16 protein-coding genes and 1 other annotated feature are annotated in these 24639 nt (G+C 36.6%); of the genes, 3 read left to right on the top strand and 13 right to left on the bottom strand.

Going from position 1 to position 24639, the window contains the following annotated elements; genetic code table 11:
- Positions 1-96: 96 nt before the first annotated feature.
- The 11 genes from NQ540_RS00080 to yaaA form a co-directional block, all read right to left on the bottom strand.
- Complete coding sequence (locus NQ540_RS00080) at positions 97-5814, bottom strand: ZmpA/ZmpB/ZmpC family metallo-endopeptidase (protein WP_005608185.1); 5718 nt, start codon at positions 5812-5814, stop codon at positions 97-99.
- A gap of 242 nt (positions 5815-6056) precedes the next feature.
- A complete protein-coding gene (locus tag NQ540_RS00075; RefSeq protein WP_005608187.1) occupies positions 6057-7196 on the bottom strand; it encodes a 5-methyltetrahydropteroyltriglutamate--homocysteine S-methyltransferase in 1140 nt (379 codons plus the stop codon).
- Positions 7197-7214: 18 nt separating this feature from the next.
- Positions 7215-7967 carry a cyclase family protein gene (locus tag NQ540_RS00070; protein ID WP_005608189.1) on the bottom strand — a complete coding sequence of 251 codons (753 nt, stop codon included), beginning with the start codon at positions 7965-7967 and terminating at the stop codon, positions 7215-7217.
- An 86-nt stretch (positions 7968-8053) separates the two neighbouring features.
- Positions 8054-9187, bottom strand: a complete 1134-nt coding sequence (locus NQ540_RS00065; RefSeq protein WP_039849310.1) for a 5-methyltetrahydropteroyltriglutamate--homocysteine S-methyltransferase — start codon at positions 9185-9187, stop codon at positions 8054-8056.
- Positions 9188-9233: 46 nt separating this feature from the next.
- Entirely contained in the window at positions 9234-10370 is a 1137-nt protein-coding gene (locus NQ540_RS00060; RefSeq protein WP_005608193.1) for a 5-methyltetrahydropteroyltriglutamate--homocysteine S-methyltransferase, read from the bottom strand.
- 44 nt (positions 10371-10414) lie between these two features.
- Positions 10415-10652, bottom strand: a binding site (T-box leader).
- A 162-nt stretch (positions 10653-10814) separates the two neighbouring features.
- The gene (locus NQ540_RS00055) at positions 10815-12458 is read right to left on the bottom strand and encodes a hypothetical protein (RefSeq protein ID WP_005608195.1); all 1644 of its coding nucleotides are present in this window, start codon (positions 12456-12458) and stop codon (positions 10815-10817) included.
- Positions 12448-13191 (bottom strand): ABC transporter ATP-binding protein, encoded by a 744-nt coding sequence (locus NQ540_RS00050; protein WP_005608196.1) that lies wholly within the window; start codon positions 13189-13191, stop codon positions 12448-12450. The genes NQ540_RS00055 and NQ540_RS00050 overlap by 11 nt, the downstream gene beginning before the upstream one ends.
- 329 nt (positions 13192-13520) lie before the next feature.
- Positions 13521-16106, bottom strand: a complete 2586-nt coding sequence (gyrA, locus tag NQ540_RS00045; RefSeq protein ID WP_005608197.1) for a DNA gyrase subunit A — start codon at positions 16104-16106, stop codon at positions 13521-13523.
- 45 nt (positions 16107-16151) lie between these two features.
- Complete coding sequence (gene gyrB, locus NQ540_RS00040; protein ID WP_005608198.1) at positions 16152-18089, bottom strand: DNA topoisomerase (ATP-hydrolyzing) subunit B; 1938 nt, start codon at positions 18087-18089, stop codon at positions 16152-16154.
- A gap of 3 nt (positions 18090-18092) precedes the next feature.
- Complete coding sequence (gene recF / locus NQ540_RS00035) at positions 18093-19220, bottom strand: DNA replication/repair protein RecF (protein ID WP_005608199.1); 1128 nt, start codon at positions 19218-19220, stop codon at positions 18093-18095.
- On the bottom strand, positions 19217-19471 hold the full coding sequence (gene yaaA / locus NQ540_RS00030) for a S4 domain-containing protein YaaA (RefSeq protein ID WP_005608200.1): 255 nt from the start codon (positions 19469-19471) through the stop codon (positions 19217-19219). Before yaaA ends, recF begins: the two co-directional genes overlap by 4 nt.
- Positions 19472-19805: 334 nt before the next feature.
- On the opposite strand from yaaA, the gene NQ540_RS00025 reads away from it, so the two are divergent.
- The 3 genes from NQ540_RS00025 to NQ540_RS00015 all read left to right on the top strand — a co-directional run bounded on the left by NQ540_RS00025 (position 19806) and on the right by NQ540_RS00015 (position 21829).
- The gene (locus tag NQ540_RS00025; RefSeq protein WP_005608228.1) at positions 19806-20531 is read left to right on the top strand and encodes a helix-turn-helix domain-containing protein; all 726 of its coding nucleotides are present in this window, start codon (positions 19806-19808) and stop codon (positions 20529-20531) included.
- Complete coding sequence (locus tag NQ540_RS00020) at positions 20423-21343, top strand: IS3 family transposase (protein WP_324602848.1); 921 nt, start codon at positions 20423-20425, stop codon at positions 21341-21343. Before NQ540_RS00025 ends, NQ540_RS00020 begins: the two co-directional genes overlap by 109 nt.
- A 162-nt stretch (positions 21344-21505) precedes the next feature.
- Positions 21506-21829, top strand: a complete 324-nt coding sequence (locus tag NQ540_RS00015) for an Imm59 family immunity protein (RefSeq protein ID WP_005608201.1) — start codon at positions 21506-21508, stop codon at positions 21827-21829.
- A 108-nt stretch (positions 21830-21937) separates the two neighbouring features.
- On the opposite strand, the gene dnaN is transcribed toward NQ540_RS00015, so the two are convergent.
- Positions 21938-23095, bottom strand: a complete 1158-nt coding sequence (gene dnaN, locus NQ540_RS00010; protein ID WP_005608202.1) for a DNA polymerase III subunit beta — start codon at positions 23093-23095, stop codon at positions 21938-21940.
- Positions 23096-23268: 173 nt separating this feature from the next.
- Entirely contained in the window at positions 23269-24639 is a 1371-nt protein-coding gene (gene dnaA, locus NQ540_RS00005; protein ID WP_005608203.1) for a chromosomal replication initiator protein DnaA, read from the bottom strand.

Genomic DNA, 24639 nt, shown 5'->3' with positions numbered 1-24639 from the left:
CCTACTGAATTCTCAGCAAGCAAGGAGAGTATCATTTCTAATACTCACGTTCTGTAATTATAACAAACTTTGATATGAAAAGCAATTTAAGTATTTTTATTTTTTAAACACTTCTTCTTTAAAGCTATTAGTTGCTTTCAGTAATTGTTTAAATACTTTTGCCTTTAATTCAACCACATTTTGAGGATTTACCGTACCATTCTTCAAACTTCTTAAATCTTTTTGTACGGCTTCCTCAAATAGCGTTTCTAATTCTTCATAGCTGGTAATCGTTTTTCCGTTCAATTCAAATGAATGGAGTCCATTCTTAGCTTGCTGAACAACTTCTGCAAAGTAGGCTTTCTTCCATTCTTCTAAATTGTTAAAACGACCTTTAGAAATTTTTTGAATAATAAATTCATCGCTAAGTACTTTTCTCTCTACGTCAGCAGCATTTTTATATTTGTTAGAAGCATAGCCAATAAAGCCTTCTTCATAACCAAAATATCCCCACATTCGGAATGTATTATGTTTGAATAATAATCCCCCAGGCGAACCTTTACTTGTATTTCCGCCATAGATTCCAGCTGTCATACGGACGTTTACATATGCAGAATCATAATCATCTGGTTTGAAAATACGATTATCAAAATCACGATTCGTAATGAAGTTATGATCTACCAAATCATTTACTGAACGTAATTGAATTTGTTTTTCTTCTTGGGTAAGTGGGCGAACTTTATCATATTGATCATTTTGATTTTGCTTCGCATTTCGAAGTTCACGATCTACTTTCTTAAACCATGCATTATTCAAGCTTTGGTTATTTTGTTTAATAACAGATTCACCTTCTAAATAATCCAGTAGCATTAAGGTGTCGTTATAACCCTTCATATAATGATCAATTTCCGTACGCGAATGTAAATCGTTTGGATTTGGATTATACCATTGGTCACCATTATTTGGACGTTCAAAAGCCATATTCAATCCTAACGCTCCATATTCGCCCATACCTCCTGGTACGGCAGACTGGAGCATCCCTTGCGCAAAAGCTTCAACACCTGTTCCTTCTCTATGACGATAACCACCAAGATATACCACTCGGTCATTAATGTGTGTCGTTTCATGCGTATAGGCAGAAACCCCATATTCACTAATGGAGTCAGACATTACAAAGACAACTTTTTCAGTTGGATGAGGATTTGCATAAATATATGCATAGGCACCTGCATAACCACCATTGTTTCCATAGTAATCTCCAACAGGTCCATAAAATTCTCGAATCGGAGCATAAACATTTAGCTGTCCATATCGACCGTATTGATCTGGCCATCCTTGTCCATGAACATTATAGCCTTCCCAAATTGGAGTTACCGTATCTTTAGCGAGTCTACCTTTTACTTTATCGATGGCTAAGCGATACCAGAAATCTAAATAATTGAGCTGACGATCGGCTACTAAATTAATATCAGCCTTCATTTCTTCAATCGTCTTTCTATATTTATCCGCAGAACCAATCGTAAGAGTATTATAATTTGAAATCAAGAACATCTTTGCCTTATTTACATTTAATAAAGGTAAAATCATTCTTCTATGGACAGGAACTTTTAAATTATCAAATATGCGATATTTTACATATTTTAATCCTTCCATCTTAGAAGCACGTTCTACGATATAAACTTTCTCCTTGGTTGCATCAATAAACCAATCATTCATATTTTTAAATTCAGTCAATAGTTGACGGTTATAATTTAAAAATTCATCTAAATTTCTAGCTAATGTATGTTTTGCTAAGGCTTCTCCAAAGGCGTCAAAGGTACGATTTCCTTTTAATGTACTTTCTTTAGAACCAATCTCAATCAATCTTTCCAATACATCCGAATTAATTCCATAGAAATCTGGTTTAAAGAGCATTAATTCTTTGATATTTAATTGGTCAAAATGAACCCCATAATAACGATGTAAATAGGACATTCCTAGCATTAATGCTGCTTTATTTTTCTCTACCTTATCAAGAATCATTTGTTTTGCCGCGGAAGATTCGTTCAATTGATGGTCTTCGTTTTGAACTAATTTAGTCACAAATGTTGTTAAGTTTTCTTTTACATGTGCAAAGCTTTCTTCTAAATAAAGATCTTTTACATATTCACGTTTTTTCTCAATCGTATTATCTTGAGGTTTTTGACGTTTTTCAAGATACTGATACACCTCATTCGACTGTAATTCTACTGAAGTTAATTTTTCAACAATGTCATGAATCAATGAACTATGATTTTTATCAACAATATTCGGCGTATATTTAATCCCTAATTCCACAATATCGTATTCTTTAACATTCGAAATCCCTTCAGTACTTTCTCTTAAAGTATAGAATTCTTTCGTTTTATCTGCATAATGCACGAGGATACGATCAGCTTGACTTAAATCCGTTACAAAATTTGTTTGATTCATCGCAGTAACCGATAAAATCTCTTTTTGATTAAACGCATGGTTTTCTTCTAAACGGTTCGCTTGATTAACAATAAACTCCTTATTATAAAACGGCTGAATCTTTTCCAAGTTCTTATAAGCTTGTTTATGCGATTCTTTGTAATCTTGAATCGCAGCATAAGGATTTTCTTTTGAAACAACTCGATTTAAAGCATCAATATGGGATTCTTCGCTTACAAAAGTATTCGCAGTAATGTTATAACTTGCCACACGAGCATCTGCAGCTTCTTTCGTTAACTCGATTTGCTTACCAGGATATTTATTATAGGTCTTTTTACCTTCGCTATAACCTTGTACGCTATATAATTGATTGATATGTGGTTGAGAATACTCATTGGTCATATCATCCGAACCAAATAGCATTTCTCCATTGATTACTTTTGCATAACTCACATTATCTTTTACTGTTCCAAATGGCCATGTTTTACTTGCAAATGCCGCTGATTGAATAGGTTCTCTTACATGAATGATTCCTTTCGCAACAGACTGAGTGAGCGAACCTTTCGTCCCCGTTAAATAATCTCCGATCATTCCGTACTCAACATAAGGCACTAATAAACTAGCACGGACTTTATTCCCTGTTAAAGTAGCATCGACATAAGCCCGTCTTACAATTGCACGGTAATTTTTGTCTGCAATCCCTCCTAAATTAGAAGCATTTCCACTTGTTGAATGTAATTTTCCAATAAAAGCAACATTTTCAATACGAGTGCCTTCATTCATATAATTGACAATCCCAGCCACGTTGTTTCGACCAGAAATAGAACCTGTTACTTTAACATCTTCGATCACTGAAGATCCATTCATCGTTTGAGCAACTGTTGCAATATCATCTTGATTTTTTTGATCAATATCTACATTTTCAAAATTCACATTTTTAATAGTTGCATTCTTAATGACATTGAATAATGGATGCTCCAAGTCTTTAATAGCAAAACGTTTACCATCTTCACTTAATAGTTTTCCAGTAAATTCTGCTTTAATATATGATTTTCCTTGAGAGGCCACATTACGAGCACTCATACTTTGACCAAGTCTAAATTCTCCTGTCGGATTTTCACGAATCGCATTCACTAAGTCTTCAAAATCATAATACACATTTCCCACATGAGTTCTTGGTTTTTCGATAAAGTAAGTATATACATCATCAAAAGTTTGATTTTTCTGACGATCTACTAAATTTTCAGCCATAGCTGTCACTTTATAGACTTCTTTTCCGTTTGAAAGAATTTCTTCAATCGTTTTTACCGCTAATAAAGTTGTTTTTTGATTTTCAGAAGTGATTTTTAAATAATAATGACTGGTGTCTGTTGGAACAGATGACAATCGAGTTTCGTTATGTTCCTCTTGATTTTCATATCTAATCAAACGAACCTCTCTCACATCTTTAATTTCAATTTTCTTGAGTTCTAATCGAACTGTTTGGTCTTCCAACAGTTGAGTTTCCGTGCCATTCCCTCTATCAAATGTCATTGATGTAGATAGAGTATAGTCTTTATAGTAATCAAGACCTTCTAGAACAAAGTGTAATTCATTCTCTGAAAGGGTTACTTCTTTTTCAACTTTGCCTTCTTTTTTCAAGGTGAGGGTAATCGATTGAATGGTAACGCCTTCTGGTTTAGATAATGAATAATCCACTTCAACCGTGCGTTTTAAATCATTTTTTTGTAAAGAACGAATCGATAAAACTGGTTTTTCTAGTTCTTTCGTTCCTTTTTTAATAATCTTATTTTCAGCGGGTTCTATAATGGTTTCTTCTACACTAGGTGCTTCAGAAGTTTTTTCCCCTTTAACAGTTTTAAACGTTTTTGTAATTTTTTTACGTCCTTCTTTACCATTTTTTGAAACGGTTATCGTTCCTTTTGGTAAAGTCGCATCCTCTTCAACGATTTCTTTAAAAGGAATACTTTCAAAGGTTTCTTCAGAGATTGTTCCTTCAATGGCTTTTGTTCCTTGAATGATTTTCTTCGGTTTTGCTTGTTTGATGACTTCTTCAGTAATGTGTATTGGGTCTCCAACTTTAATGCCATTCACTGTTTTATAATGCTTTGTGAGGATAGATTGTCCCTTTTCGCCTTCTTGAAGGATTGTTACATCGTCTGTATATTTAGAAGAATCTTCTGTAATTTCAGTCGTAAAATCAACATCAACTGTCTCTTTTTCTTCAATAACTGCTTCTACGACAGTGTTTTCCTTTGTTCCGACTGCTACAATTTCATCTACAGCAGGCTTCGAGATAGTGGATTCAATCATTTTTCTTTCTTCATGTCCATTTTCTACTCGTACTTCTGTAAAGACTGTCTGTTCTCCATTGGTTCCTTGTTGAAGGACTTTCGTTTCTCCTTTAGGAAGAGTCGCATCATTTTGAACGATTTTTCCATGAGGAATTGGTTCAACGGTTACTTCTAATGTAGGTTTATTCACAGTAGGAGAGGGTTCTCCTTCTTCAGGAGTTACTCTAGTTTCGACGTTAGGAAGTGTTGTTTCTTCCTTTGTTCCATTAGCAACTACTTCAGGAACCGCTTCTTTTGAGATAATAGAGTCTACGATGACTTTTACTTCTTTTCCGTTTTCAATACGAATTTCCGTAAAAATTGTTCGTTCTCCATCTACACCTTTTTGAAGAATTTTCGTTTCTCCTTTAGGAAGAGTCGCATCATTTTGAACCGTTGTGGTATAAGGAATCACTTCCTTTGTCACTTCCAATCTAGGTTTGTTCCCAGTTGAAGAAATTTTATCTTCATTTGGAGTAACTGGAGCTTCAACGGTTGTACTTGTTGTATGATTTTGAATAGCTTCGGTAGTATTTGCAGTAGATACTTCTGATAGAGTAGTTGGTTGCTGTTGATTTTTTGCTTCTACATAGCCCACATATTCATACCCATCGATTTGGATGATTCCTTCTTGAGTTGGTTCATGAATGGCTTTACTTAAATCCATCGCAAATGCTGTAGAAGGAATAAAGGTAGCCATCCCCGCAGTAGTGAAAAGAATCGCTCCTAGAATCTTATTTTTCTTTTTCTTAGAAACTACCAAGATGATACTGGATGCCGCTAGAGTTAATCCACCTAACACAAAAGAAATTGAATTTGTTTCTGTACCTGTATGCGGTAAAACTCCCATGGTCTTTTTATATACTAAATAATAAACTTCTTCCTCTTGTGGAGGTACTTCATACTGAATCAACTGCTTTTCTTCATCACTTAAACTAGCATAATCCAAATAATGATACTGTGTGGTCCCAGCAGCACTTACTGTAGTGCCCATACCAAAAAAAGCTGAACCAATTAATACAGATCCAGCATATTTCTTTATTTTTCGAATGGAAAAAATTTCTTTTTTCATAATATACCCTTCCTTTAACCCCTAATCCTTTTAGAAAACTAATCTTAAAATATTGCAACTCATTATAACACATTTTATTAAAAATCCTATCCATTAATTCTTATAAAAAACATATTCATTTCATACAAAATTTTCTTTGATGTATCATAAATGATACGTATCATTTATGATACATTCATCCGATTAAAAACTATAAAAATAGCTCCTACAAACAAAAACTGTAGGAGCTGTTTTTTTTTATTTTATCCCCAAACTTCATGAACGATTTCGTCAATCAGTTTTAATTTATCCCATTGCGCTTCAATCGTTAAGATATTGCCTTCTTCTGTAGAAGAGAATCCACATTGAGGGCTGAGGCATAATTGTTCAAGAGGAACGTACTGACTGGCTTCTTTAATACGAGAGATAACTTCGCCTTTATCCTCTAAGTCCCCTGATTTAGAAGTAATTAAGCCAAGTACGACTTTTTGGTCTTTAATATAGCGAAGTGGAGTAAAGTCACCAGCACGGTCACTATCATATTCCAAGAAGAATCCATCCACACGGCAATGACCAAATAGCGTCTTCGCCACTGGTTCATAACCACCACTTGAGAACCATGTTGAGCGGAAGTTTCCGCGGCAAATATGCATGTTCACCACTAAATCTTCTGGTTTCCATTCAATGACACGATTTAATACATCCACGTAGTCACGAGCGATTTGTTCGAGGTCGAATCCACGCGCTTCATATGCTTCACGTTTATCTAACGCACAGAACTCACCCCAGCTTGTATCATCTAATTGAATATTGCGGCATCCTAAGTCGTAGAAGCATTGTAGCGCCTTACGGTATGCTGCCACCACGTCATCATAGAAGAGGACTTCATTGTCTTTGTAGCGCTCAATTGGCACATAGTTTTTCTCACGAACTTGCGTAATCAAATGCAACATACTTGGTGAAGGGATTGTTAGTTTCACCGGTGTTTCGCCAGCATGCTCTTTTAAGAATTTGAAGTGTTTTACGAATGGATGATCCTCAGAAAAATCCACTTTTCCAACGATACGTAATGTTTTTGGCTTCACATCTTTATCTTTGAATTGAACAGAGAAGTGGTCTACTTCGACAAGTTCAACCCCATCTAAGTTTTCTAAGAAATCTAAGTGCCAGAATGCACGACGGAATTCACCGTCAGTGACAGATTTGAGGCCGAGTTCTTTTTCTTTCTCGATTAGGGCAATGATTTCTTCGTTTTCAACGCGTTCGAGTTCTTCGGCAGTGATTTCTCCGGCATTAAACTTCGCACGGGCTTCTTTTAGACGCTCTGGACGTAAGAAACTTCCTACGTGATCGAGTCTAAAAGGCGCTTTTTGACAACAGCTACAGTTTTCGTGATTTGACATGTGTTTTCCTCTTTTCGTTTATTCAGCTTCTGGTAAATACGCAATGGCGCGAACAGGTGAACCTGGAGTATGGTTCCAGTTAGGGTATGAGATTGAAATCACAGCACCAACTGAAGGAACTTGGTCAAGGTTCGCTAATACTTCCACTTGGAAGATATCTTGGCTTAATAAATAGTATTCATTTGTTAACCCATGTGCGGCAGCGTGAACACCTGAGTCTGTATCTAATGTTTCGTGACCTACAGCTTTCACATGACGTTCGTGAATTAAGAATTCAAGCGCATCTTTTGCCCAACCTGGTGTGTGTTGAACATCATTTTCATCTAAATTACGAACTGCATCTTGGTCTGGCCAGCGGTGTGACCAGTCACTACGGAATGCTACAAAGGCACCTGGCTGGATTTGTCCGTATTCTTCTTCGAATGCTAAAACGTCTTCTTTTGTTAATTCGAAGTCTGGATTTTCGGCTACTTCTTTTGAACGGTCGATGACGTAAAGTGGTAATAATAAATCTTTCAACTCGATTTCATCCAGGAAACGTCCGCCTTCATAGAAGTGGCAAGGAGGGTCGATATGTGTACCGTATTGTGTTACCACTGATAATTGTTGGACATGGAATCCATCTTTTAAGGTAAATAAATCTTTTTGTTCCAATGCTGGTAGAGCAGGGAAGTGAGGGCTATTCGCATCGATTTGATGGCTTAAGTTTACCCATTTTGCTTGTTTTAATGTTTCGTAAGCTTTGGCTAATTGTTGTTGAAATGCTGTCATAATGACACTTCCTTTCTAAATAGGGGAAGGCTGCGGTTCAAAAGTTATTCTCCCCACAGCCTTTTTGTTCGTTTTATAATGTGAGGTTATTCTCCCCAAACCTCACGGGCGATTTCTGAAATCAATGCAATTTTCTTCCATTGATCTTCTTCTTTAATGACATTTCCTTCTTCTGTTGAAGCAAATCCACATTGTGTACTTAAGTATAAGTTTTCAAGTGGCACGTATTGGCTCGCTTCTTTAATACGAGCGATGACTTCATCTTTGTCTTCTAAATCTGCAAATTTTGAAGTTAAAAGACCAAGAACCACTTTCTTACCGTCAGAAACTTTAGCAAGAGGCTTGAAGTCGCCGGCACGGTCTGTATCGTATTCTAAGTAGTACGCATGTACGTGTTCGCCTGCTAATAGCTCATCTTCTACTTTTTCGTATCCCCCTTGAGAAATCCAAGTAGAGTGGAAGTTACCGCGACAAACGTGTGTGTTCACTACTAAGTCTTTTGGTAGTGCATCAAGAACTGAGTTGTTCAATTGTAATGCACGACCTGCAAAGTCACGACGAACTTCTTCTAATGGACGGTCTGCGTTGAAACGTTTTGCAAAACCATCGTCTGCTAAAGCGCCCCATGTACAATCGTCAAATTGAAGCGTGCGAAGGCCTTCGTTGTATAAGTCTGTAATTACATCCACATATGCGTTTTTAATTGCTTCGAACAACTCTTTTTCTGTTGGATAAACTGCTTTCCAAGCTGCAATATGTTTAGGTGTACGAATTAATTCGAAATAGAATTGTGATGGAGAAGGGATTGTGAATTTCACAATAACATCTTCGTCTTTCACTAAGTCACGTAAGAATTTGAAATGTTCGACGAATGGGTGATTTTTTCCATCGATTGGAGCTGTTAATGTTGATGTATCGGCTTTTGTTTCAATACCGTTAAATTTATAACCATGTTCACCAACTGTATGTTCCACACCATTGAATCCCCAGAAGAAGTCAAGGTGCCAGTAAGCACGGCGGAATTCACCGTCTGTAACGCCTTTTAATCCAGCAGCGATTTGTTTTTGTACAATTTCTCGAATCGTTTTATCTTCTACAGCTGTTAATTCTTCACGTGTGATTTCGCCTTTTGCAAATTTTGCGCGTGCTTCTACTAATTCTTTTGGACGTAAGAAACTTCCTACGTGGTCTACTCTAAATGGTGCTTGTTTTGATGTCATAAATTTATTTCTCCAATCTATCTTCGAATTTCTTCTTACGGGATGATTATTCTCCCCAAACTTCACGAGCGATTTCTGAAATCAATGCGATTTTCTTCCATTGATCTTCTTCTTTAATGACATTTCCTTCTTCTGTTGAAGCAAATCCACATTGTGTACTTAAGTATAAGTTTTCAAGTGGCACGTATTGGCTCGCTTCTTTAATACGAGCGATGACTTCATCTTTGTCTTCTAGGTCAGCAAATTTTGAAGTTAAGAGTCCTAATACGACTTTCTTCTCATTACCCACTTTAGCAAGTGGCTTGAAGTCGCCTGCGCGGTCTGTATCGTATTCTAAGTAGTACGCATGTACGTTTTCGTCTTCGAATAATGCGTCGCTCACTGAATCATAGCCACCTGAACTTGCCCATGTTGAGTGGAAGTTACCACGGCATACGTGAGTGTTTACTGTTAAATCTTCCGGTAAATCTTCTAGAATTCCGTTGTTTAACTCTAAAAATTCACGTTTGTGTTCTCTTCTTAATTCTTCAGGTGTTAAATGACTTTCTTTTGAGATGATGTTTAAGAAGTTATCATCTACGATTACACCCCATGTACAGTCGTCGATTTGTAAGAGACGGCAACCTGCATCGTATAATTCTTTAATCACTTGTCTGTAAGCAGCAATGATATCTTTAAAGAGTTCTTCTTTTGAAGGGTATACTGAGAAAGTTTGCTCAATATGCTCTGCGTCACGAATCAATTCGAAGTAGAATTGCGCTGGAGCAGGGATTGTTTGTTTTACGATGAAATCTTCGTCTTCGAATTGTTTTAAGAATTTGAAATGTTCTACGAATGGGTGATTTTCACCAGTGATTTTTCCAACGACATCTGCTGAGTCTGGTTTTGTAATTTCATCGTGGAATTGGTATCCAATTTTTGCTTGTGTATGTTCCACTCCGTTTAATCCCCAGAAGAAATCTAAGTGCCAATATTGGCGACGGAATTCGCCGTCTGTGAATCCTTTTAATCCAGCTTTCTTTTGTTGTTCGACTAACTTTTCGATGGCTTTATCTTCGACGGCTGTTAATTCCTCGCGTGTAATTTCTCCTTTTGCAAATTTTTCTTTTGCTTCTACTAGTTCTTTTGGACGTAAGAAACTTCCTACGTGATCGACTCTAAATGGTGCTTGTAATTTTGACATTGGTCATTCCTCCTATAAATAAAAAATCCTCACAGTATTGCTACTGCAAGGACGAAATTTCGTGTTACCACCTTGTTTTGTAGAATCCTCACGAATCCTACCTTACCGAGTACGCACGCTTGGTGTTATACTCTACAGCTATAATGGGCTACCCATTTACATCTAATGATTCGATGTAAAATCACTCCGAGGCCATCTTCAAAAATTCCATTTGATCTCTTCCCACCAGCCGAGACTCTCTTAGCAAATTTTCTTTTTTACTCACCTGTTCTTTGTGATGTCTTATGAACATGGTCTTAGGATAACAGAGAACAATCCGCATAGCAATAGGTTTTCTTATACCGTTTTTCTATTGTTTGTTATAACTATTGGTTATATACCTGCAAAACCCTATAAGGATGGTTATAAAAAAGACTTAGAGAAAATCTCTAAGTCTTAAAATCATTATTCAGAATCAACTAATTCATGTAATTTTTTCTTATAGAAGAAGATTGCGAAAATTGATAGTCCTAAAATGATTCCTACATAACCAATCGTCAATCCCCAAACAAGAGTACGATTCCATTCTGGTAATTTAGCTAATAAATAACCTGCTCCAAAAATAAATCCGAAGAGAATCACTAAGAATATCATCGACTTAACGCCGCTACGAGAACGATTCAATAGTTCCACTACATTCGTCCAGCTTGGCGTAAAGAGTTTCAAGTCCTTTGCATATCCCCAACGGCTAAGACCTAGACTGATGATTCCCCAATATAAAATAATCCCTAAAATCATATAAATTGGGAAACGTAGAACCGTAAAAATAATAGTCAGTAAAAGTACTGGTAACGCAGATTGAATGACAAACAAAATCCAGAATTTACGCTCTAAAAATTGATGCATATCAAACGGGAGAACTTTCAAATAATAATAGTTTTCTCGCTCGAGTGAAATCCCAACTGCCAATAAGTTATTTCCTCCGGTGTTAAAGAAGGCGATAAACGTCAAAAACATTGCAAAAGGTAAGAAAGTATTTAAATTAATAAACTCCATAATACTCACACCTTCTGGAAGAGAAGACATATTCATCATTGTTGGTAGGAAGAATAGATAAGGTAATACACCTGCAGCAATAATCGTTTGAGTTAAAACAGACCCTTCTAATAATTGCCTTAAAGTATATCGAAGAAAGAATCTAAATGATAACTTTCCTCCACTTAATTCCATTTTTTTAACTCGTTCAACTTTTACTTTATTAGTAGATGTTTGAGAAACCGCATCGTAGAAATTAGGTAATACAATAAATTTAACGAGAGCTATAAGAATTAAGAATGCAACAACAACGATTCCAATTAGAGGATATGAACTTAAATCCATTGGATTAAGAAGTACATCATAAAAAGCTTTAATAGGCGATAAATATACAGGAACTTCTCCTTTAAAAGTTTGAATTCCAGTATTGCGATTCATCAAAAATTGATAACCAATGACCGCGCCAATCGAGACAATAAAAATTAATACATTGGCAATCACAGATTGATATTTTCTAAAAATTGGAATTTTTGCTAAAAAGAAGCATAGTATAAACATTAATAAATAGACGCTCGTACTTAGTAAGAGTGCTCCAAATAATCCAAGTGGAATCGTTAAGAAATAATTTCCTCCTGAAAAATAGACATGGATTCCAAAAAACATAAATATTGGAAGTAAGCCATATAATGAGGCCACTACAACAGATAGACTTTTTCCTAAAATCACTTCTGTTTCTGTAAATGCATATGGACGGTAAGATTCAAAATCTTTACTTTCATAAAATACATTATAGATTGACGGAAGTGCTTGAGAAATTAAAATCATCATAAACAAGAATATAGAACTTGCAAATTGGAGTGGAGAATAGGAACGTCCTGAAATCATTCCTACAAATCCAAAAAATCCCCCAAATATAACCGCAAACATCAATTGTTGCATCAATGTTCTCATCGCAACATTCACTGGTTTTGTCGGGTTCTTCGCTTGTTTCTTTCGATAATTTTGCAATTGTGCCGGTTGTGTCGCAAAGATTAAATTGGTCTTCACCAGCGTTAAAATTCGTTTAAACCGCATGTGAATCCACTCCTTCTTGTTTGCCGGCAATTGATAAGTAAATTTCTTCTAAAGTACTTTCTGGTTGTTGTCCTTTCAACTCTTGAATCGTACCATAGAAGAGTAGTTTTCCTTTTTTCAAAATCGCAATTTTATCGCAAAGCTGTTCTGCTACTTCAAGTACGTGAGTAGAGAAAAGAACGGTATTGCCTTTATCAGCATGTTCGCGCATTAATTTCTTCAAGTCGTAAGAAGCTTGTGGATCAAGACCCGTCATAGGTTCATCGAGTACCCAAATATCTGGGTCAGACAGCAAGGCCCCAATAACAAATACCTTTTGACGCATCCCATGTGAGAAGGAATCAATGACTTCATAGCGATGTCCTTCAAAATCAAATAATTCTAGTAAATATGCTAGACGGCTTTCTACTTCGTCTAGAGTCATGCCATAAGAAGAAGCAACTAATTCCCAGAATTCATTGGCTGTTAAGCGTAGGAATAGGTCTGGACTATCGGCTACATAGCCAATTTTTTCTTTAATCGCAAGTCGATTTGCTGAAAGTTCTTGTCCATCGACAAAAATTTCTCCACTTGTTGGATTGATGACACTTACTAGGGATTTAATGGTTGTTGATTTTCCTGCACCATTATGTCCAATCAGTCCGATGATTTTTCCACTTTCAATCGTTAAATTGAGTCCATCTAAAGCGACTGTTTGTCCATATACTTTTGAAACATTTTTAAATTCAATCATGCAAATTCCTCCTTATGCCCCTGTATATCCCTATTATATAACTAGAATCCGCATAAAAAAAGAGATTTTCTTGCCTTCAAAGAGAACTTTTTTGCTAAAAAGCTTTATATTCGATTACTATGAATCCTTACGGATATCTTCATAATAGTGATAATAGAGCACCGGTTCGAGCCTATGGTCTCTCACCTTTAAAGCCATCCCCCATTACCACTATTATAGAATCCATATGATTCTTCGTAATCTTAATGAGTGCTTTTTATACTCTTTTTAGCATCATAAAGAAAAACAGAACACAAAAAGCCATCAATTGATGGCTTTTTGCTTACTGATTATTCATTTTCTTCGTCAACTAATTGTTGCGCAAAGTCTTTCATATTGCCTTTGATGGCTTCATCTGAAAGGGATGCAGTTGGATTTTCTGTTGCTACTGATTCAGTCGATGAGTCAGTGGCTTCAGATCCTTCTTCTGTTTCTTCTTCGCGGTCTACAATCGCTAATGAACTTACAATTGCATCTTGATCAAGACGCATCATACGAACTCCAAGAGCGCCACGGCCTGTTTGAGACACATCTTCAGCATGGAATCTGATGATAACCCCTTTATTGGTCATAATGAGTAAGTCTTCGTCTCCAGTTACCGTACGTAGGCAGACTAGTGGCCCATTTTTCTCGGTAATACGAAGTGTACGAACCCCTTTACCGCCACGGCCTTTCAATGCGTATTCGCTAGCAGCTGTACGTTTTCCGTATCCTTTTTCACTCACGACTAATACTTCATTATCAGGAGTTAAAATATCCATTCCGATGACATAGTCGCCGTCACGTAGAGAAACCCCACGAACACCTGAAGCGGTACGACCCATCGCACGAACTTTATCTTCATGGAAGCTTACAGCGTTACCGTGATACGTTCCAAGGATGATGCCATCATTTCCGCTTGTGACTACTACACGAATCAATTCATCATCTTCGCGTAATTGGATGGCACGTAGACCATTTGTACGAATATTCTTGAATTCTGATAGACGGACACGTTTCACTGTTCCACGTAATGTTGTGAAGAACAAGTAACGTTCTGTTTCGTCAGATTCAGGAACACTGATAATCGCTTGAATTTTCTCAGCTGAATCAATGTTTAATAAGTTGATAACCGGTAATCCTTTTGCTGTACGGCTATATTCAGGAATTTCATACCCTTTTGCTTGGTAAACTTTCCCTGTATTCGTAAAGAAGAGGAGTGAATCATGTGTTGAACATGAAATCATATTTTCCACGTAGTCATCATCATGAACGCTCATTCCTTGAACCCCACGTCCTCCACGGCGTTGTGCCTTGAATTCAGTGTTGGCAAGACGTTTGATATATCCATTCTTCGTTAATGTAATCACGACATCTTCTTGTTCGATTAAATCTTCATCTTCAAGGCTTAATGCTTCTCCGACTAATAATTCTGTACGACGAGGATTGTCGAAACGTTGTTGGATTTCAAGTAATTCTTGTTCGATGATTTCGTAACGAAGTTCTTCGCTTGCTAATACTTTTTCTAAGTATTGGATGGTTGCTTGCAATTCGTTGTATTCTGCATCAATTTTCTCGCGTTCTAATCCTGTTAAACGAACCATACGCATATCGAGAATCGCTTGTGCTTGTTTATCGCTTAAGCCGTATTCATTCATGAAGCGGTCTTTGGCGATATCTCCACTTGCTGAACTTCTTAAGATGGCCACAATTGCATCGATATGGTCTAAGGCGATTTGTAATCCTTCTAAAATATGAGCGCGGTCTTCCGCTTTTTTCTTATCGAATAAGCTACGACGACGAACGACTTCTTCTTGGTGATCTAAGTAGTGGCGTAAAATTTCTTTTAAGCTCAATACTTTTGGCTCTTGATTCACAATCGCAAGCATATTGAATCCGAAGTTGGATTGTAATGGTGTTAATTTGTATAAATTATTTAATACAACGGATGCGGAAACATCACGACGCACTTCAATTACGACACGCATTCCGACACGGTCAGATTCATCGTTTAAGTAAGTAATTCCTTCGATTTTCTTCTCGTGGTGTAATTGTGCGATACGTTCTACTAAACGCGCTTTATTTACCATATATGGTAATTCAGTGATGATGATGCGTTCTTTTCCGTTTTTCAATTCTTCGATTTGTACGCGTCCACGAACCGTAATCGATCCGCGTCCTGTTTCGTATGCACGACGAATTCCAGATTTTCCTAAGACAATTCCTCCAGTTGGGAAGTCAGGTCCAGGGAGAGCTTCCATTAATTCAGTAGTTGTGACATCAGGGTTCTTCATTAATAAGTGAAGAGCTGAGATGACTTCCGCCAAGTTATGTGGTGGAATATTTGTTGCCATCCCAACCGCAATCCCTGTTGCACCATTTACTAATAAGTTTGGAATACGTGCTGGTAATACTTCTGGTTCACGTTCTGTTGAATCGTAGTTATCACGGAAATTAATCGTATCTTTGTTAATATCGCGAAGCATTTCAAGAGCAATTTTACTCATACGAGCCTCTGTATAACGCATCGCAGCGGCTCCGTCTCCATCGACAGAACCAAAGTTACCGTGACCATCAATTAATGGGTAACGGTATGAGAAATCTTGTGCCATACGAACCATGGCATCGTAAATTGCAGAGTCACCGTGTGGGTGATATTTACCCATTACGTCCCCGACAATACGCGCAGATTTTTTATGCGGTTTGTCCGGCGTTACTCCAAGTTCACTCATTCCATATAGAATACGACGGTGCACTGGTTTTAATCCATCGCGCACATCTGGTAGGGCACGCGATACAATAACACTCATCGAATACTCTAGAAATGATTTACGCATCGTTTGTACTAAATCAGTTGATTCAAAAGTTTCTTCAAAGTGTTTCACTTCTTCAGACATAATTCGTCTCCTTTTCTATTCTTCTCTTCAAATTCGTTTACTAAATTAGATATCTAAATCTTCCATATTGATGTATTTCGCATTGCTTTCAATGAATTCACGGCGTGGTTCTACACGGTCTCCCATCAAGATATCTAAAATTTGATCCGCTTCTGCAGCATCTTCTACAGATACTTGTAACATTGAACGGTTTTCAGGGTTCATGGTTGTTTCCCATAATTGTTCCGCATCCATTTCCCCAAGACCTTTGTATCGTGATAATTGTGGTTTTGGATGTGCTGGTAATTCTTTTAGTTTCGCTTCAAGCTCTTTATCATTTTGAATGTAGTATTCATTCTTACCTTGTTTCAACTTGTAAAGAGGTGGTTGCGCGATATAAATATATCCAGCTTCCACTGCAGGGCGCATATAACGATAGAAAAGAGTAATGAGCAATGTACGGATGTGACTTCCATCGACATCGGCATCGGTCATGATGACTAATTTTTGGTAACGAGCTTTCGATAAATCAAAATCTCCACCAAAACCAGTTCCCATCGCTGTAAAGAGCGAACGAATTTCTTCGTTGGCTAAAATTTTATCGAGTGTTGCTTTTTCAACGTTCAAGATTTTCCCGCGGATTGGTAAAATCGCTTGGAAATGACGTGAACGTCCTTGTTTTGCTGAACCACCCGCAGAGTCCCCTTCGACGATGAATAATTCAGAAATCGTTGGGTCATTGCTTGAGCAGTCTGCTAATTTACCTGGTAAGTTTGAAATTTCTAAACCAGATTTCTTACGAGTCACTTCACGGGCACGTTTTGCAGCAAGACGTGCTTTCGAAGCTAAAATCCCTTTTTCAACAATCTTACGTGCGACTTGAGGGTTTTCCATTAAGAATTTATCGAAGTGCGTTGAAAACAGTCTATCTGTAATCGTACGAGCTTCAGAGTTTCCTAATTTCGTTTTTGTTTGTCCTTCGAATTGTGGATCAGGATGTTTGATAGAAACAACAGCCGTTAAACCTTCACGGACATCTTCACCGCTTAGTTTTTCTTCGTTTTCTTTCATCAATTTTTGACGACGCGCGTAATCATTAATCACACGTGTTAAGGCCGTCTTCATCCCTGATTCGTGAGTCCCACCTTCATAAGTGTGGATATTATTCGTGAAGCTGAGAAGGTTTGTATGGTATCCAGAAGTGTATTGCATTGCAACTTCTACTTGAATGCCATCTTGTTCTCCTTCTACATAAATTGGCTCTTCGAATAACACTTGTTTTGATTTATTTAAGTGTTCGACATAACTCTTAATCCCGCCTTCGTAGCAGAATGATTTTCTCACTGGCTCTTCTGGTCGGAAATCCGTAATCGTTAATTTTAATCCTTTGTTCAAGAACGCTAATTCACGCACACGGTTGGCTAATTTATCAAATTCAAATACCGTTGTTTCTTGGAAAATTTCAGGGTCTGGTACAAAGTATACGCTCGTCCCATGTTTATCAGTTGTCCCAATGATTTTTAAGTCTTCTAAAACGGCACCACGTTTATAAGATTGCTCATAAATATTGCCATCTTTAAATACTTGAACGGTTAAGTCTGTTGAAAGAGCATTAACAACAGAAGCCCCAACCCCGTGAAGACCCCCAGAAACTTTATAGCCTCCGCCACCGAATTTACCACCGGCGTGAAGCACTGTAAATACTGTTTCTACGGCAGGACGACCTGTTTTTTCTTGAATATCCACCGGAATCCCACGTCCATCATCAGTGACACGAATATGGTTTTCTTTGGTGATTTCAATTTCAATATGAGTGGCGAATCCTGCTAAAGCCTCATCAATCGAGTTATCCACGATTTCCCATACAAGGTGATGAAGCCCAGCACTACTTGTTGAACCAATATACATCCCAGGACGTTTACGAACAGCTTCGAGTCCTTCTAATACTTGAATCTGACTGGCATCATATTGCGCAGCTAATTCAGCTTTGTTTTCTTCTGTCATATGCTAATTCTCACTCTCCGTTTTTAAAATAGTTCCTTTTTCAATCGGTATTACGACTGGTTCATTAATAAATTGTTGCTTAATCCCATCCAGGCTCGTTGTGGTAATAAAAGTTTGCACCTTATTTTCAATCGCCTTAATCAGATGAGTTTGTCTGTCATCATCGAGCTCGGAAAGTACGTCATCTAATAGTAGAAGAGGGTACTCGCCTGTCGATAATTTCATCAATTCGATTTCCGCAAGCTTCAAACTCAGAACGGTCGAACGTTGCTGTCCTTGCGAACCATACGTTTGAACTGGAACCTCATTTAAATAAAAAATCAAATCGTCACGGTGCGGTCCAATCAGCGTTGTGGCTTGATCCGCCTCACGAGTTTGATTCTTCTTGAATTGATTCATATAAATTTCTTTCATTTGCGAAGCTGTTAAACCATCCTCCAGGGGAATCGTTGCTTGATACGAAACCGAGAATTTCTCACGACCAAGCGATAACTGGTCATGAATCGGAATGGCTAAAGCCTCCAATTGCTTCATAAAATCGAGACGATGAAAGACGATTTTACTAGCTAACTCGCTTAACATCTCGCTTAAAACCTCTAAGTATTCGTCAGGCTGCTTTTTCTTAATCGCTAGCTGCTTCAAATACGTATTGCGTTGTTTTAAGACGCGATTATATTCCACTAAATCATAAAGGTAGAGGGAACTCATTTGTCCAAGTTCCATATCCACAAATTTACGTCTGTTTTGCGGAGACCCTTTGACAAGCGTGAGGTTCTCAGGGGCAAATAAAATAACATTTAAGTTTCCAAGGTAGGAACTCAGTCGTTTTTGCTCCAAATAATTCACCTTTGCAATTTTTCCTTTTTTAGAAAATTGCAATTCTAAATTCGTCTTTGTCGCTGTTTTTTCAATAGTCCCTTTAATCGTCGCAAAGTCTTTTTTCCATCCAATCAGTTCTTTGTCGTTTGTAGTGCGGTGGCTCTTTGTCATCGCCAAGGCATAAATCGACTCCATTAGGTTGGTTTTACCCTGTGCATTTTCACCAATAAAAACATGCACACCGTCTGTAAACTCTAATTGGACAGATTCATAATTACGAAAGTTTTGTAATTGTAAATTAGTCAGCTTCATGCGTCATGTGTGTTCAAATCATTTTCATCCGATTTCATTTCTTTCACAATAAAAATACCCTCATCAGGTATTTCGACACGTGTATTCGGATATAATTTTCTACCACGTCGATTTTCTAACTCTCCATCTACAAAAACTGTATATTCTTGCAGGTACCATTTTGCTTGTCCGCCCGTTGTAATGACGTCAATATGTTTTAAAAATTGCCCTAATGTAATGTACTCATCAGAGATCGATACGATAGTTGTCATGAACTTCCTCTTTTCTAATGGATATTGGTGAGAACTCCATTAAACTCATGCATGCTCACATATTTTTAAGTAGAATAACTCTACATTATTATACATTTTTTACAAGCTTTTCGCAAAGAAATTGCAAATTTTAGGGGGTTATTTCAATTTTGAGGCAAAAACATCAAAAAAGCCTAAAAAAACAAAAAACAAAATTTACTAGGATTTTTTCAAAAATTTGGATTTTGGGAGCTAAAATCACCCCAAAATCGTGCTGCCCGAAATTCACTTTGATATGCTCCCTCTAAAGTAGACACTTAAAAAAGTAAACTACTTTAGAGGGGGCATTTTTAAGTTGGTCAAAAAACATACTGCAAAAGAATTAGAACAATTCATAGAATTGTATTTAGATGGTGTATCTTTTCATGAGCTGCGTAGTGAATATGGTTTAAAGATATCGCCCGGAAGCTTTAATATGTATTTTCTGAATTATAAAGCACACGGACCTTCTGTATTAGAAGATCGAGATGGGTTTAACACTTATACAAATGAATTTAAAGAAAAGGTGGTCAAAGAGTTTTTAGAATCGAAAACTTACTTTACTGCAATCGCAAGAAAATACAAAATCCCTTGTGCTAAAACTGTACGAAATTGGATTATTAAGTATACTAATGGTGAGGCCGAGAAGGCCTACTATCCTAAGCCAGAGGTATATACTATGAAATTTAGAAAAACATCGCATGAAGAAAGAATATTTATCGTCAAAGACTGTATTCAAAATCAATTAGACTATAAACAAACCGCACAAAAATTTAATGTCTCTTACAACTCAGTGTATCAATGGGTTAAAAAATATCAAAAATATGGTCCTGATGGATTAGTAGATAGTCGAGGAAAACGAAAACCAGATAATATACAGACAGAAACCGAGCGTATTCGTGCAGAAATGGCTATATTAAAGGCACGAAACGAATATTTAGAAACAGAAAATGCCGCACTAAAAAAATTACAAGAAGTGGAAAGCGAGTTGATGTTTGCCAGACGAAATTTGAAGCGGAATATCAAACGATTAAAAAATTAAGTAAAAGAGGATTTCATATTACTCAATTATGTAAAGCCTTAAACGTTAGTAGAGCCGGCTATTATAAATGGTTAAATCGAGTCCCTTCGGAATCTGAAAAACGACTACGTCGTTTAATGTCATTAATACACGAAGTATATGAATCCGTTCAAGGTATATATGGATATCGTCGTATCACAATCTATTTAAACTATTATAGAAATGCGAAGGTGAATCATAAATGTATTCAGCGCCTTATGAAATTAATGGGATTAAAGGCAATTATACGAAAAAAACGTTATCGTTATAAATCTAACTCTGAAGAATACACCGCAGCTAATATTTTAAATCGAGAATTTCAGAAAGATTACGAGCCAATGGCTCTACTATTAACGGATATCACTGAATTGAAATATGGAAAGGGAGAAAAAGCTTATTTAAGTGCAGTTTTAGATTATGGCACAAAGAAAATAGTTGCATATCAAATATCTAAACAAAACAATAATCAAATCGTTAAAGATACTTTTGATCAAATAAAGAGAAAGATAATTCCAACAAAAACAATGATTCATAGTGATCGAGGATTTCAATATACTTCTCATTTCTTTAAGCACTTTATAGAAAAAGGACAAATAACACATAGTATGTCACGTCCTGGCCGATGTATAGATAACGGACCAATTGAATCATTCTGGGGAACATTAAAGGAAGAAGTATATCGTTTATATCATTTCAAAACCTATGAGTCTCTCTTCAAGAAGGTTGAGGAGTATATCCACTTCTATAATGAGAAAAGAATTACTTTATCAATGGGGTTAAAAATTCCTGCATAAATAAAAAGACGAGTTCATTAGAACTCGTCATACAATTTAATTATTTTCCTGTCTACTTGACAGGGTGCACTTCACTTATAAGTGAATTTCGGGAAATTTAGCAGATGAGGGTTGAAATATATGCTATACTATTGACAAATAAAGCATTTCGAGGATTCTGATATGAATATTGAGCCATTAAAAAGAGAATTAGAGGAAGAAATTAAACATAGAAATTACGATTCATTGGTTTATGTATTATTTGATGAATCTAATACCACGCTATTTGCAGTACATCTTTTCTATAAAAATCATTTATTCATGGTGAATAGTAGAGATGATAGATCTTATGTTTTAGGAAAGACATTTGAATTTACAAATTTCATTGATGCAAAAGAGAAGTTTTTCAATATTTTAGACTTTATTGTTCGAGAAGGTCGTAGAGAGGTAGCTAAACGCGGAAGTTATATGTATTCTTCTCCATTGTGGGATGATTATAAAAACTAAGAATCAAAAAGGAATTAGGCAGCATTCACTGCTTAATTCCTTTTTCTATACATAAAAAAACTCGAGCCTTCAAAACGAAAGCTCGAGTGAAAGTTTGATAACTTACGATTACCCGTTGAATGTACGAACAGGTGTCACTAATTGAATGAAGCTATGTGGAATACCAGAGTGGTCTTCTTTTAGTTTCAATGTAAATGGACGGTTTGCTTCTAAGAAGTTAATCACAGCTTCTGAAGAACCGAATAATTTCAACGCTTCTTTTAAGTAGTCAGGGTTAAATGAAATTTCAAGTGGAGCTCCTTCGAAGTTTTCCACAGCGATTTCTTCTTCAACCGTACCCACTTCAGGAGATTTCCCTGTTAATAGAATACGTTCTGGAGAAAGAGTTAGTGTTGCAATATTGTTTTTATCAGTATGTGACATTAATGAAGCACGTTCTACGGCTGCTACAAGTTCACTTGCAACGACTGTAATGGAAGTGTTCGCTCCGTCGTTAATTAAACGGTCTGTATCAGGATACATACCTTCTAATAAACGAGAGTAGAAAGATAATGTTTCTGTTTGGAACAAGATTTGATTATCTGTAATCGCAAAATCGATTGTTTCTAATCCGTCGATGATACGAGATAATTCTAATAATGTTTTACCAGGTAATGTCATTTCGAAAGTCAATGCATCACTTCCAGCTGGCATTTGTAGTGGAATGATTCGTTGGCTTAAACGGTGAGAGTCTGTTGCGACTGCTTTTAATTTGTTGTCTTTAATCACCATATGAATCCCTGTTAAGATTGGACGAGATTCTGCTGTTGAAACGGCAACCGCTGTTTGTACAATCACTTGTCTAAATAATGGTACAGGAATGGTAATTACATGATTTTTTTCGATTTCAGGTAATTGTGGATAATCCACTGCAGATAAACCATTTAATGTAAATGATGCACTACCTGCTGTAATCGTTGCTTGTAATTGATCGTTTGTTTCGATAGAGAAGAGATTTAAAGGTAATTTTTTAACGATTTCTCCAAAGAAACGAGCAGGAAGAACGATGCTACCTGGTTCTTGGACTGTTAATTGTAGTTCTTCGTCTTCGATAGGTAAGAATACTTCGATAGAAACTTCTGAATCACTACCTGTTAATGTTAAACCTTCTTCACTTGCAACTAATTTAATCCCAGTTAAAATTGGAATCGTTGTTTTTGATGGAATTGCACGTTGAACATCGACTAGATTTTTTAAAAATCCTTGTCTGTTTACTGAAAATTTCATAACTTCCTCCTTTTGGATGTCCTTTTATATTTAATTTATTTATTAAAAAAATAGTAATAGTAGTAGGGGCTGTGTATTCTGTGGAAAAGTGAAGAATCCCTACAGTTCTTTCATTTTTGATTGTGGATAACTATTGTGGATAAACAGCTTGAATTTTTTGAGTTATCCACTGACTACTGATGAAGCAATCCTTTAATTTCATTAATGACTTGAGTCGTTTCAGTATTTTCTTTTACTTCTAAGCTAATTTTTTCATAAGCATGAAGAACGGTTGAATGGTCTCTACCAAAGTCAGATCCAATTTTTTGTAAAGAACTTCCTGTTAATTCACGTGAAAGATACATGGCGATTTGACGAGGTTGAACCATTGTTTTCGTTCTCTTTTTCCCTTTAATATCTTCAACAGTAATATTGTAATATTTGGCAACAGCACTTTGAATATCATGAATCGATAGTAATTTCTCTTTACCACCTGGTAGGAGATTTTTCAAAGCTTCTGCGGCTAAATCTGTTGAAATATCTTCGCCAACCATCACGGAATAGGCTTGAAGACGCATTAGAGCTCCTTCCAACTCACGTACGTTTGATTGAATATGTCCTGCCACATAGCTCAGTACATCGATTGGAATATTAAAACCAAGGGATTGTGCTTTATTTTGTAAAATCGCAATCCGAGTTTCTAAGTCTGGTGGAGTAATATCCACAGGAAGACCAGAAACGAAACGAGAAACAAGTCTTTCTTGAAGAGCTTTAATTTCTGTTGGTTGTCGGTCACTAGTAAGTACGATTTGTTTTTGGTTATTGAATAAAGCATTAAAAGTATGGAAGAATTCCTCTTGTGTTGCTTCTTTTGCAGCTAAAAATTGAATATCATCGACTAGTAAAATATCCACATTGCGATAACGATTGCGGAATTCTTGTGGTGTCTTTGATCCAATGGAAGCAATCATTTCATTCATAAACTCTTCACTGGTTACATATTTAACACGTGCTGTTGGATGATTCTTCTTATAATCATTCCCAATCGCTTGCATTAAATGGGTTTTTCCAAGACCTACACCCCCATAGAAAAAGAGTGGGTTATAAGCCGTTCCAGGGTTTTCCGCTACATACCGAGCGGCAGCCGTAGCCATTTGGTTCCCTTTCCCGATAATGAATGTATCAAAAGTGTATTTTGGATTTAAATGAGAATCCTCTTCAATCGCAGTTGGAGAAGGATGACTTAATCCAGTCGTTTGTGTTTCTTCTATATTACTGTTGTTTGATTGAAAAGAAGAAATCGTTGGTTCGAAATCAGACTCTGGTGTAATAAATCTAGGTTCAAATGATTGTCTGAAATAGTCGTACCCAAATTCAATAATGTCTCTTAATAAATTATCTTGCCAATATCTGGCAAATGTTTGAGAAGGGACTTTAATATAAAGAATATTTTTCTCGATACGAACAGGTTCAGCGGGTTTTATCCAATGGTTGAATGTAAACTCGGAATTTGTTTTTTCAAATTGTTCTAATAATATATCCCAAAAATCTTGAATGGAATTCAT

The sequence above is a fragment of the Granulicatella adiacens ATCC 49175 genome (assembly GCF_025150565.1).
Classification (GTDB): Bacteria; Bacillota; Bacilli; order Lactobacillales; family Aerococcaceae; genus Granulicatella; species Granulicatella adiacens.
The sequence above is the reverse complement of the archived record's forward strand: the minus strand, read 5'-3'. Positions and strand labels throughout refer to the sequence as shown.